The sequence below is a fragment of the Pseudoalteromonas piratica genome (genome assembly GCF_000788395.1).
GTDB lineage: Bacteria > Pseudomonadota > Gammaproteobacteria > Enterobacterales > Alteromonadaceae > Pseudoalteromonas > Pseudoalteromonas piratica.
In genome coordinates, this window is sequence record NZ_CP009889.1 from 106,184 (window position 1) to 118,659 (window position 12,476).

Below are 12,476 nucleotides of genomic sequence, written 5' to 3' on the forward strand. Positions count from 1 at the left end.
TAAAAGCGAGGCACATGCCTCGCTTTTTTGTATGTACTACCAATTGCTTTTTACGGGGTTGTTATCTATACAAAACAATAATCGTAGTTTTATAAACAATCCATATGTCTTCATTATCAAAAAAACTCGCGTCATATAAAAGTGATTTTAATACAAGAACGCCAGTCGAAATATTAGAAACCATAAATCGAAGCATTTCATTATTTCAAGAGCACTCAGCATTAAAGTCGGTGCTGAAAGTAGGCCAAAAATTTCCACCATTTGAACTAGCCGATTTAAATGGTCGTTTGTTTGATAGCCGGGTATTAATCAAAGAAAAACCCTTAATCGTGACGTTTGTGCGCGGCGGGTGGTGCCCTTATTGTGTGTTAGAAACACAAATGTGGCAGCAGTATTTTGAAAAAAGTAAAAGCAGCTTAAATATAATTGCAATAACACCAGAAAAGCCCGAGTTCGCAAAATCCATGTTGTCTGATAACAGCCAAAATTTTCCACTACTATTTGATTCCGGGCTTTGTTTTGCAGAGCAGTTAGGGTTGGTTTGGAAAACGGATGATGCTATGAAAGCGCAATTGTTAAAATGGGACATCAATTTAACTGAACGACATTGTACGCAAACTTTTAACCTGCCAGTTCCGGCTACTTTTGTTATTGATCAACAGGGAATTATTCAGTTTCGTTTTATTGAAGAAGACTACTCAACACGTGCTGAGCCCGATGACGTACTCGCCGTTTACAATCGCTTTATCTAAAGCAAATTAGTTAATATAAAAATCGATTTTTACCTGTGTTCTTTTTCTGAGAGTTTTGTCGTTGATTATTGAGATTTATTAATCAATTAACGCGTTTAATTTGCGCATATTGTTGGCTATTTATTCTGGTGAACAGGTATGAATAATAGCGTATAGGCAAAGACGTAAACTGTTGTTTAAGTTACAATGAGGGCATAGAAATAGACGAAATGCATAATGATTAATCCAAAACTTCCACTTGTTTATCATCCCAATTATTCATTTAGTTTTGACGACAAACATCGTTTTGTAATGAGCAAATTTGCACGCCTTTATCAACATTTAGATGCTAATGGCTATATTAATACAGACAATTTACATCAGCCGCCGGTGGGAGATTTCAGGCCAATGGAGTTGGTGCATTGTGAGAATTATGTTCATGACCTTTTTCACAACCAGCTTGATGGTAAAGCAATGCGACGCATCGGTTTACCATGGTCTGAACAATTAATGGCGCGTACTTTTACCGCACCGTTGGGCACACATTTGACTGCAGAACTTGCGCTTGAACATGGTATTGCGTGTCATTTAGCGGGGGGGACGCATCACGCCCATTATGACTTTGGCTCAGGTTATTGCATGGTCAATGATTTGGCTTACACGGCTACTCGGCTTATAAATGATGGTAAAGCCAGAAATGTACTGATCTTTGATTGCGACGTGCATCAAGGCGATGGTACAGCAGCGATGCTTGAACATAACCCTTATGTCTTTACATGCTCAATTCATTGTGAAAAGAACTTTCCTTTTCGTAAGCAACACAGTGATTTAGATATTGGCTTAGAAGTAGGGTTAACTGATCGAGATTATCTAAAAATCGTATCAACTACTTTAAATGACCTAATTGAACAACTTAATCCATCGCTAGTGCTTTATGACGCAGGTGTTGATATTTGGCAGCAAGATACGCTAGGCAAACTCAATATTAGTTGGCAAGGGCTCGCAGATCGTGATTATGCCGTGCTTGAAATATGTCAACAAAAAGGCGTGCCTGTAGCCACCGTAATCGGTGGTGGTTACGATAAAGATCATCAGCGATTAGCAGAGCGCCATGCTCTTGTAGTTGAGCAAGCAGCCCGCTTTTAAACCACTGTGTAATTAGGTGGATATTATTAACAAGGTTTTATGATTTTTATGCAACATACTCTTTCACCTAATAAGTTACTGAACAGTAAATGGACAGCTGTTTCACCGCAAAAGAAAGAAAAGCACTTTATGGTCACAAGTGTGGAATTTGACGAAGAGGGCAGTGTGATTGAATGTATCATTGAAGCCCTTATGACCAAGCGAGAACAAAGCATAAACTGGCGTAGTTTGAAAGATCCCAAAGTGTGGAAAATGGGGTGGCAATAACATTCCTTAGAGAAAAAAAGCCTGTAACTGAATTACAGGCTTTTTGGAAAATGAAGGCTAGTTATTTTGTTTTTTTAACTTGCTCAACTAACTTAACTACAACTACTGCGCGACGGTTTACTTTATGCGCTTCTTCTGTGTTGTCTTGATTTACTAGTTCAGACTCGCCTTTACCAGCAACCAGAATATTTGCAGCATTCACACCATGGCTGTCGACTAAAATTGCCTTTACAGCTTCTGCACGTTTAACAGAAAGTGTTTGGTTATAAGTTTCATTGCCAAGGCTTGATGTGTGACCGCTGATTTTAGCTGTTACATCGTCATTTTTAAGGTATTTGGCAAATGCTTCAATATCAGCGAAATAGTGTGGCGCGACATCAAATTGATCATGTTCGAAAAGCACTTCTAAACGCTCTACCACTTGACGTTCTTCAATTACCGTACAACCTTTGCTATCAACAACTTCATTGCTTGGTGTATTTAAACAGTCATCTTGACCGTCAGCCACACCATCTTGATCTGCATCTAATGGTGCAGGAGCGGCAGCTAATTGTTGCGTTGGCTTAGTGTCAGCAAAAGTATAAGAAACACCAAGCTTAAGTGCAGAGTCAGTGTAATCATTACTTTCAAGTGACTTAAGTAAAAGCGCTTCAGTATTTACAGTCCAGTTATCGGCCACTTCAAGGTAACCACCAAAACCAACATTCGCTGCAGTAAACGAGTCATACACATCGATTTGTTTAACACCACCAACAAGGTAAAAACCTGATTTGCCTAAGTGATAAAGTGCATCAACACCAACACGGTGACCAGATTTTTCGTTATCTGTTGATTCAATTGCAAGGTTGAGCTTAGCTAGTTCAAGGCGTGCTGCAAAGCTTTCGTTAATGCGGTAACCAAAATCAACACCAAACCCTAGAGACTCACCCATTCTTTGTTGAGTGGTTTCTTCAGGGTGCCAATGAGCAAAATAATAATCAGCAAACCCAGAGATATAAAAACCTAAATCCTTCTCTGATTGTTGAGCGTTCACAGTTGTCGCAGCACTTGCAAGTGCAATAGCGGGGATTAATTTTGCTACTTTCCCTTTGAAAATCATGCTTTATTCCTAATACTAAAGTGTGGAAAGCGCGCATTTTAACAGTCAATGAAGACATTGCAACACTCTAATACATATGAAATTTTTTCTATTTGATTCAAAACGAAATTATGAACTACCTTTTTCAAAAACCAGTTTGCGATTACTCTCCTAGCTTTATCCTTACATCATTGATATGTAATAATATTTTTGCAGCGGCAGTCGCATCATCCAGTGCACGGTGATGATTTTTTAGCTCGATATTAAGGTCTGCGCACAGCTTGCCTAGCGAGTAAGATTGGTGTCCTGGCAAATACTTACGTGCCTGTTGCACAGTACAAATTTTTGCACGCGTATATTTCTGATTTAATCGCGCAAATTCTTGGCGAATAAAGCCATAATCAAAGTTAACATTGTGGGCAACAAAAATTGCATTCTGACTAAATGTATTTAACTTTTCGGCAATATGTTCAAAAAGCGGTGCGTCTTTTACCATTTCATTGCTAATACCCGTGAGTTCAGTGATCATTTTGGGAATATGACGCTCAGGGTTAACGAGTGTTTGCCAGGTATCTGTAATAACGCCTTGTTCTATTCTAACCATGCCAATTTCAGTAATACGATGGTGCTCTTTTTTGCCACCCGTTGTTTCAATATCGACAACCACATAGCTTTGTTCGGTGTTAAAACGCCACTCAGTGCGCTGAATTTTCACTTTAAAACCAGCATTAATAAGATGCTTAATACTGATTAATTGATTGCGCCTTAGACTGTCTCCTGGAGCTTTAATTTCTTCAAAATAGAGTTCACCATTATTAATAATCATTAAATCTGGGTAACCATCGCTCAATTCTTTAAAGAGTTGCGCCATATTGAGCAGATGGTTATGCACTGCATTTATTGGCGCATGATGTAGGAAATGTGTCAGTACTTCACTAAGCTCAGGGTGCCAGTAAAATAACCCATTTGGTTCGCCGCTATGCTCAAGAATGGTCGTTGCAATGTAGTTTATAAAGCGCTCTTTATTATTCAACTGAGCCAACTTTTGCTTAATTTCACTTTCCAGTGAATGAAAGAAGCTATTTTCTTTGAGTACTTTTGGAAAATAAGAAAATTCATTTGCACGCTTTGACTCGGGATGTTGGTAAAGCTCATGCCAGAAGGTGAGGGCGAAAAGTGCTCGCCAGAGTTTATTCTCGGTAAAGTAACACTGTTTTTTTTGTTTTATATAGCGGTCTTTTACACCATTTTCAACGTGTCCGAGGTAGGCTTCATCGAGTGCTATTGGCGTGGGTGAGTCACGTAACACATCGGTTAACAAGCTGGTACGTTTTTGATTGAATTTTAGTGCATAAAAATCTTCAGCAAAGAGTAATAAGGTTTCACTCTCAGGGTCATCTAATATGTCAAGAAGCAGCGTTTCACAAAGCGCAATGCGACCTGATTTATAAAGTAAGCGAATATATTTTTCTTTGGCGGCAGGATGCTGAGACTCACTTAACAAACGTTCGCCAAGCTCAGTGTTATCTGCAATAAGAGCAATTGCTAGTTTATATAAACCATGGTGGTATTTTTGCGAAGCTAAATAGCCAATGGGTAATTCAGTTTCAAGTAATTTAAGGGCTAGTGTAGTTAAAGACGGTATGTCGGTTTTATCTGCTTGCTTTATATCGTTAAACAGAGTGGCATGTAGAAATGCACTTTTTGCTTCATCGATATCACTAAAATTTGCCTGTTGTTGCTGCACGCCTTGTGTTTGCATAACGCCCAAATCACGCAGAGAAAACTGATTTAAACGACCAGATAAATGGCCAAAGTATAAAAATAATAAATAGCTAAAAGTACTTTGTTTTGCGAAATAAATATGACTGGTTAGGACGGGGTGTTTTTTCACATTTTCATAGCTCAGTCCGCTATTTTGGTTGTTTAACACAAAGTTTAACCATTTACTCTTAGTAGCACTCTTTACCGGTTTATCTAACGCTAAACTGGCGCATAAATCGATGAGATCTTGTTTGTTTAGCTGTGAAAAAAAGTCAGACAATGTGTGCTTACTTATACGCGCAACAAATCCTGCTTTTCGAAGTATGTTAATTGCAGTGGCCGAATCGTTTATTTCATTATAGGTCAATGTGTCTTTGCGAATGAATGGTGACTTGCGATTAACAATGCGCACTAACATGCATTGTGCATCTTCATTCAATGTTTCAAAGTGGCTGATAAAGTCTAACTCAGCGGTTGCCAATAGATGGGCTGAAGTTGTTTTGATAAACGTCACAAACTCAACAAAGTGGGATAAATAGTACTTTTCTGGCAACTCTTTCATTGGATTGGGGTCTCAACAACTTGGTTGCAATATTTTGCGCTGCAAAAGTCGACTAATCAATTCTTTTGCACGTATTAACATTTTCTAACCAATTAGCTTTTACTGATCCACTAGGGATTTGTTAGCTTATGTTTATTCACATTCAAGGAAGTAACATGAAAATAATAACAGCATTAATCGTTACTCTTGGCTTGGCAAGTACGGCAAGTTTAGCCAAAAGCAAAAACAGCTTGTTTAATGAGGTTGCCATTGAAACCGAATTAACGTTATCACAGCCAGTTTATCCAATTGATTTATTGCCCAATCCGGGTAAAGAATTGATGTTGATAGGCACACTTGATGGTCAGCAATATATTGATATTTATGGTGCATCTGAATCTGCTTTATACAACCGTATTAAGCGGGTGAGCGTGCCAAATAGTATGTTGGGATTTGACGTGACACAGTGGCAAAACGCGCAACAGCAAGTCTATTTATTCTCTGCTGAAGCCATTTATCAATTACAGCTTGAAAAAGACCAATCTATCGAAAGAATTATCGATATTCAAACATACCTTAAGAAAGATAATGCTCAGCATTTATCTAAAATGAACTTTGTGCATAACGTTAATGTGGACCAAAAAGCTGACTTTTTAACCACAGATCTCAATGCGAGTTTTCTTTATTTATCTGATGACTCGGGTTACAACAAAGTCAATTTAGATCTTCCAGCAAGACTGGTCATTGAGGGGCACAGTGCGGAAATTGATCCCCCACGATTTGCTTTTTTCGATACCAATGAAGATCAAGTGTCTGAACTAATTGGCTTTCAGAATGGAGAGTTAAAGTTACTACCGAGCATTAATTCAGCTAATGCCCAAGCGATTAAGTTAAAAGATGACATAATGGTTGATGATTGGTGGCATACCAAAGATGCTGACGGGGAATCACTCGACCAAAGTAATTTGGTTTATCGTAAACTAGAGCGCATCGAAGATGTTAATCATGATGGAATTTTTGATTTGGTGGTGCGTTTTACGAAAAGTTCAGGGGCACTCGATAGACAAAATGATTATGAAATTTATTTAGGGGCAATCGAGTCAGGAAAAATTGTTTTTCAACAAGACACAACCTCGCTTATTCAAGACGAAGGCACACTCACCGATCTTACTTTTGTCGATATCAATGGTGACAAACAATTAGAAGTGCTAGTGTCAGGGTTTGATATTGGTGTGTCACAAATTATTGGTGCGCTTTTATCAGGCTCTATATCACAAGATGTGCATTTGTTTTATCAAAACGAGCAGGGGCGTTTTAGCCCTAAAAATAAAATAACGCGAGAAGTTGAGCTTAGTTTCAGCATTTCCAAGGGGCGAAGTGGATCGCCTGTAGTGTTATTTGCTGATGTAAACGGTGATGGTAAGAAAGATTGGGTCTTGTCGGATGAACAAAAAGCAGTGAATGTTTACTTAGCTAAAAACTATCGCGACTTTGAACGCCGGGCGACAAAGTTTAAAACTACTCTACCAATGATGGGCAGACGTGTTGTAAGTGCAGATTTAAACCAAGATGGTAAAGACGACTTAGTAATGAGTTATGGCAGACTTGATGAAGAAAAGATGCGTAACACCATTAAAATATTATTTGCACAAAGCTAAATAATTAGCGTATTAGTAGCCTATTCTGGACTACACTTATTTATTATTTCATCAAGGAAGTGTTTGTGCTTAAACGTATTTTTGCAGCTAGTTTACTCGTAATATCGTGCTCTTCCAATGCGGGGGCGATTAAGTTTGGCTTTAATCAACAGCATTATTCGCCCTACGTAATCCACGACGATAACTTTACTTCGCAGTCAGGCATTGTATTTGACATGAGCATGGCTATTGCAGAGGAAGCGGGTTTCGTTGCTAAGTTGATCTCATTGCCGCGTAAACGTATTGAAGGGTTTTTAGTTGAAGGCAAAATCGACGCCCAGTGTCACACTAATCCTTCCTGGTATCAGCATCCTGATTTAGTCTGGAGCGAAGCGCTTTACCGCGACTCAGATGTGGTGATAAGTAATCACAATTTTGCCAGTCTTAATGAGTTTTTTGATAGTAAAGGGTTTAAGTTGGGCACGGTACTTGGTTACAAATACCCTGAAATAGCCCCTTATTTTGCCTCTGGGAATATTAAACGTTTTAACAGTACAACATCTAAGGGCAGCTTCGCACGGTTTATACGAGGTGAATTAGATGGCTTTGTAACATCGCTTACTGAGGCAAACTATCTGGTTCAGCTAAAACGTTTTAACGTGCTGGAAATCAATAAAAATCAAATCTACTGTTCTTTTTCACCCAAATTGAAAGAAGAGAAACGAAAACGTTTGTTAAGCGCGGCTGAAACGTTAAAAATGAATGGTGAATTTGAGCGAATTTTAGCAAAGTATATTAAGCAGGAATAATGCTTGTTTAGAAAGATAAGACAAATAAAAAGGGCCCATAAAGGGCCCTTTGGTTTTCTCTAGTATCGTTCAAATTTTTTGCCAGTCTTAACCCCTTAAGACAAATAGGCAACCCTTTTCAGGGCTCCAGTACCGGAGTGTTAGTCAAGTACTTGGATTTGGTAAGTAACAGTGCTTAGCACTCTTACTAAATAAAGCGGCTATACAAGTAACTATACCCATGGGTATTAACTTAACCTACATCCCACATGCTGTAGCTGTTGATTTAGCACATTTATCAACGTATTCGATTTTATCGTGCCTGCAATAAAAGCGAAAAACTACTTCGTTAAGTCAACGTTACTTCTAGCCGAGTAACCGTTATGCAATAGACAGGAAAAAGCCTGCAATTGCTGCGCTCATCAAGTTAGCCATCGAACCGGCTAACACAGCGCGTAAGCCAAGTTGCGCAATATCTTTACGACGACTTGGTGCCATACCGCCAATGCCACCAAGCAAAATAGCGATAGAGCTTAAATTAGCAAATCCACACAACGCAAACGTAACTACTGCTTTAGTATGTTCGCTCAGCTGCGCTTGGTAATTCATAAAATCTAAATAAGCAACAAACTCGTTAACAACCAGCTTTTGCCCGATAAAACTACCAGCAAGTTGTGCTTCGCTCCACGGAATACCAAGCAACCATGCGATCGGAGCAAAGGCATAGCCTAAAATTTGTTGGATAGTTAAATCTGGGTTATCAAACCAGCCACCAATCCAGCCAACTAAACCATTTGAAAGAGCGATTAATGCAACGAATGCAAGTAGCATCGCACCTACGTTCATCGCTAATTGCATGCCGTTTAAGGCACCACCAGCGGCAGCATCAATCACGTTTACCGGCTTTTCATCTGAGCTATCTAACTCATTCAAATCTTGTTTAGGCGTTTCTGTTTCTGGCACCATCATTTTTGCCATTAGGAAACCACCTGGTGCAGCCATAAAGCTTGCTGCGATAAGGTATTTTAATTCAACACCTAAACTTACATAACCCGCTAATATAGAACCCGCTACAGTTGCTAAACCACCAACCATTACGGCAAATAGTTCAGAGCGAGTCATAGTTGCAATAAACGGTTTTACTACCAGTGGCGCTTCTGTTTGGCCAACGAAAATATTGGCAGTAGCTGAAAGCGACTCTGGTTTAGATGTACCTAATAATTTTTGTAGGCCACCACCTAGAATCTTAATTATCCAATCCATAATACGTAGGTGGTATAGTACCGCCACTAACGCAGAGAAAAAGACAATTACAGGCAGCACTTTAATTGCAAAAACAAAACCGATGCCTTCGATTTCGTCACCCGCTAAGCCGCCAAATAAGAAGCGAATACCATCATTCGCATAACTAATTACGTTTGCAACACCAACTGAAATGCTGTTAAGCACTTCGCGCCCAGCAGGTACGTATAAAACGAACGCGCCGATCAATACCTGCAGTGCAAATGCACCACCAACAGTGCGTAAATTAATTTTTTTTCGATTAGTAGAGCAAATAAATGCAATGGCGAGTAAGCTCGCAATGCCCACTAAACTCATTAAAGAGGTCATAAATCGTTCCCAAGTTACCTTTTATTGAAGTAATTGTTTTATTTTGCTTTTTAATATATCAATGGCAACTCGATTGCGCCCCCCTCGAGTTACAACAACATCAGCGTTGTGCTTCGATGGGTCAATAAATTGGTAAAACATTGGTCTTACCGTAGCTTGGTATTGCTCAATCACAGATTGTAGGCTTCTACCACGCTCTTCAAGATCACGCTGCATTCGACGCATTAAACATATATCTAATGGCGTATCGATAAACACCTTAATGTTAAATTCTTCACATAATTGAGGGTCTGAAAGAAGTAAAATACCCTCAACAATTAAAATTTTAGCTGGTTGAACTCGCCTAGTTTGATCACTACGAGTGTGTTTAGCGTAATCATAAACAGGAATATCAACCGGTTCGCCAGCTTTGAGCTGGTTTAAATGCGTTAATAGCAACTCATGCTCAAATGCATCAGGGTGATCATAGTTCGTTTGCGTTCTATGTTCGAACGGCAAGTGCGATTGATCACGGTAATAAGCATCTTCTTCAATAATGGCGATAGCACCGGGTGCTAGCTCATTTACAAGTTCATTATAAATCGTTTGACTAAACAACGACTTTCCAGAAGCAGATGCACCTGCAATTGCGATAATTGTGCGTGTCACAAAAACGTTACCTTAAAAATCATTACAACAGTGACTTACCTTAGCAAAAAAGCGCACAATTATCTTTAGTTAGTGGCGCCCAGTGGTTCTTTCCTGAATACGATGCCAAATTTAGCCCCTTTAACTGGTTAAAAACAGGACAAAAGTCCTGTGTTACCCATGGCGCAAAGCCTAGAGTATTTAAGTCGCTAACAGAATTTGGCTAGGCGAAATATTTGCCAGTAGCTAAACTAAAAGCAAACACCCTTCGGTAACATCAATCTGAGGTAATAATGGCAAGAGCGCTAATTTTAATGGCAGACAGTTTAGGTATCGGTGCAGCACCAGACGCTGAAAGCTTTGGTGATAAAGGAGCGAATACCTTAGCTCATTTGCTTGCAGCATACCATGGTGAGACAGGCCAAAAACTTGCGTTACCAAATTTATCAAAGCTGGGATTAATAGACGCCTGCGAAGAGGCGAGTAATACTAGTTGCCAAGTTGCTGAACGAAATGCACCAATTGCAGCATATGGCTATGCTAAAGAAATCTCCTCAGGCAAAGATACACCCTCAGGTCATTGGGAAATGGCAGGTGTTCCAGTACTGTTTGACTGGGGCTATTTTCACGATAAACAAAACAGCTTTCCAGAAGCATTTATTGAAGAATTTATCAAACGCGCAAACTTGCCAGGTATTTTAGGCAATTGTCATTCATCAGGCACAGTTATTTTAGAATCGCTTGGTGAAGAGCACATGCTAACCGGTAAACCAATTTGTTACACATCAACTGATAGTGTTTTTCAGATAGCTTGTCATGAAGAATCCTTTGGTCTTGAACGTTTATATGAAATTTGTGAAATTGCCCGCGAATTACTAGACGAATACAACATTGGTCGTGTTATTGCACGCCCATTTTTAGGGGATGCTGCTGATAATTTTGCCAGAACGGGTAACCGTCGTGATTATTCAGTATTACCACCAGCACCAACACTACTCGATAAACTAGCCGCAGATAATGGCGCGGTAATTAGTATTGGTAAAATTTCCGATATTTATGCCCACCAAGGCATCACTGAAAAACACAAAGCACCAGGCCTTGAAAACTTAATGGCAAAAACAGCTGAGGTTTTTGGCAGTGCAAATGATCACAGTTTAACGTTTGTTAACTTAGTTGATTTTGATGAAAAATTTGGCCATCGTCGCGATGCTATTGGTTATGCAAAAGCCTTGAAGCAACTGGATGATTATTTACCAGAATTCTTAGCATTGTTAGGTAAAGATGACGTATTGATGATCACTGCTGACCATGGCTGTGATCCGACATGGCAAGGCACAGATCATACGCGTGAATATGTCCCAGTCATTGCGTATACGCCAGGTATGAATGCAGTTAATTTAGGCGAACGCGGCACCTTTGCCGATATCGGACAAACATTAGCCCAATGGTTTTCACTTGAGCCATTGGAATACGGAAACAGTTTTAAATCTCAGCTTGGCAGCTAACTTAATAGGAAAGATTATGAGCACACCACACATTAATGCACAGTTAAATGATTTTGCCGAAACGGTATTGATGCCAGGCGATCCGCTTCGTGCTAAGCATATTGCTGAAACGTTTTTAGATGATGCGCGTGAAGTAACATCGGTTCGAAATATCTTAGGTTACACAGGTACTTATAATGGTAAGCCTGTGAGCATTATGGCTTCGGGAATGGGTATTCCATCGATGAGTATTTATGCTCGCGAATTAATCGTGAGTTACGGTGTTAAAAACTTAATTCGTATTGGTACCTGTGGTGGTATTGGTAGCGATATTAAAATCCGTGATGTTATTTTTGCACAAGGCGCCTCTACTGATTCAAACGTGAACCGTGCTCGCGTTCAAGGTTATGATTTTGCGGCAATTGCCGATTTTGACTTACTTGTAAATGGTGTTGAAGCTGCAAAGCGCCTAGGCATTTCTGCAAAAGTAGGTAATGTGTTTACAACAGATACTTTTTATCAAGCATCAACCGATCTTTATCAACAGCTTGATAAACTTGGCGTATTAGCAGTAGATATGGAAACTGCAGGCCTTTACGGTGTTGCTGCTGAATACGGCGCGAATGCAATGGCTTTATTCACAGTAAGTGATCATGTAATCACAGGCGAAGCAACGCCTAGCGAAGAAAGACAAAACAGTTTTAATGAAATGGTTAAAATTGCGTTAGAGTCAATTTAACGGTTTTATTAAAAACCTCCTAAACAGTTGTGAAGTCAAAGCCGGTATTTAATACTGGCTTTT

11 protein-coding genes are annotated in these 12,476 nt (G+C 39.5%); 7 read left to right on the forward strand and 4 right to left on the reverse strand.

Annotated elements, in window-relative coordinates:
- The first annotated feature begins 104 nt into the window (after positions 1-104).
- From OM33_RS15265 to OM33_RS15275, 3 genes are all read left to right on the forward strand, one after another.
- A complete protein-coding gene (locus OM33_RS15265) occupies positions 105-752 on the forward strand; it encodes a peroxiredoxin-like family protein (protein ID WP_040134783.1) in 648 nt (215 codons plus the stop codon).
- A 213-nt stretch (positions 753-965) separates the two neighbouring features.
- Positions 966-1,877, forward strand: a complete 912-nt coding sequence (locus OM33_RS15270; protein WP_040134785.1) for a histone deacetylase family protein — start codon at positions 966-968, stop codon at positions 1,875-1,877.
- 48 nt (positions 1,878-1,925) lie between these two features.
- Complete coding sequence (locus OM33_RS15275; RefSeq protein ID WP_040136817.1) at positions 1,926-2,144, forward strand: TIGR02450 family Trp-rich protein; 219 nt, start codon at positions 1,926-1,928, stop codon at positions 2,142-2,144.
- Positions 2,145-2,205: 61 nt separating this feature from the next.
- Here OM33_RS15275 and OM33_RS15280 read toward each other — a convergent pair whose 3' ends face one another.
- Positions 2,206-3,243, reverse strand: a complete 1,038-nt coding sequence (locus tag OM33_RS15280; RefSeq protein ID WP_052141083.1) for an OmpA family protein — start codon at positions 3,241-3,243, stop codon at positions 2,206-2,208.
- 142 nt (positions 3,244-3,385) lie between these two features.
- A complete protein-coding gene (locus OM33_RS15285) occupies positions 3,386-5,548 on the reverse strand; it encodes an exonuclease domain-containing protein (protein ID WP_040134786.1) in 2,163 nt (720 codons plus the stop codon).
- Between the two features lie 155 nt (positions 5,549-5,703).
- Here OM33_RS15285 and OM33_RS15290 point away from each other — a divergent pair, with 155 nt between their 5' ends.
- Together OM33_RS15290 and OM33_RS15295 are read left to right on the forward strand one after the other, a co-directional pair.
- Positions 5,704-7,185, forward strand: a complete 1,482-nt coding sequence (locus tag OM33_RS15290) for an FG-GAP repeat domain-containing protein (protein WP_052141084.1) — start codon at positions 5,704-5,706, stop codon at positions 7,183-7,185.
- Between the two features lie 65 nt (positions 7,186-7,250).
- Positions 7,251-7,973, forward strand: a complete 723-nt coding sequence (locus OM33_RS15295; RefSeq protein ID WP_040134788.1) for a substrate-binding periplasmic protein — start codon at positions 7,251-7,253, stop codon at positions 7,971-7,973.
- 360 nt (positions 7,974-8,333) lie between these two features.
- Here OM33_RS15295 and OM33_RS15300 read toward each other — a convergent pair whose 3' ends face one another.
- Entirely contained in the window at positions 8,334-9,563 is a 1,230-nt protein-coding gene (locus OM33_RS15300; protein ID WP_040134790.1) for a NupC/NupG family nucleoside CNT transporter, read from the reverse strand.
- A 21-nt stretch (positions 9,564-9,584) separates the two neighbouring features.
- Positions 9,585-10,211, reverse strand: coding sequence for a uridine kinase (gene udk / locus OM33_RS15305; RefSeq protein WP_040134791.1), 627 nt, complete (start codon positions 10,209-10,211; stop codon positions 9,585-9,587).
- Positions 10,212-10,483: 272 nt separating this feature from the next.
- Here udk and OM33_RS15310 point away from each other — a divergent pair, with 272 nt between their 5' ends.
- Both OM33_RS15310 and deoD read left to right on the forward strand, forming a co-directional pair.
- Positions 10,484-11,695: a phosphopentomutase gene (locus OM33_RS15310; protein ID WP_040134793.1), complete on the forward strand. Its 1,212-nt coding sequence runs from the start codon at positions 10,484-10,486 to the stop codon at positions 11,693-11,695.
- A 16-nt stretch (positions 11,696-11,711) separates the two neighbouring features.
- Positions 11,712-12,413 (forward strand): purine-nucleoside phosphorylase, encoded by a 702-nt coding sequence (gene deoD, locus OM33_RS15315; RefSeq protein WP_040134795.1) that lies wholly within the window; start codon positions 11,712-11,714, stop codon positions 12,411-12,413.
- Positions 12,414-12,476 lie beyond the last annotated feature (63 nt).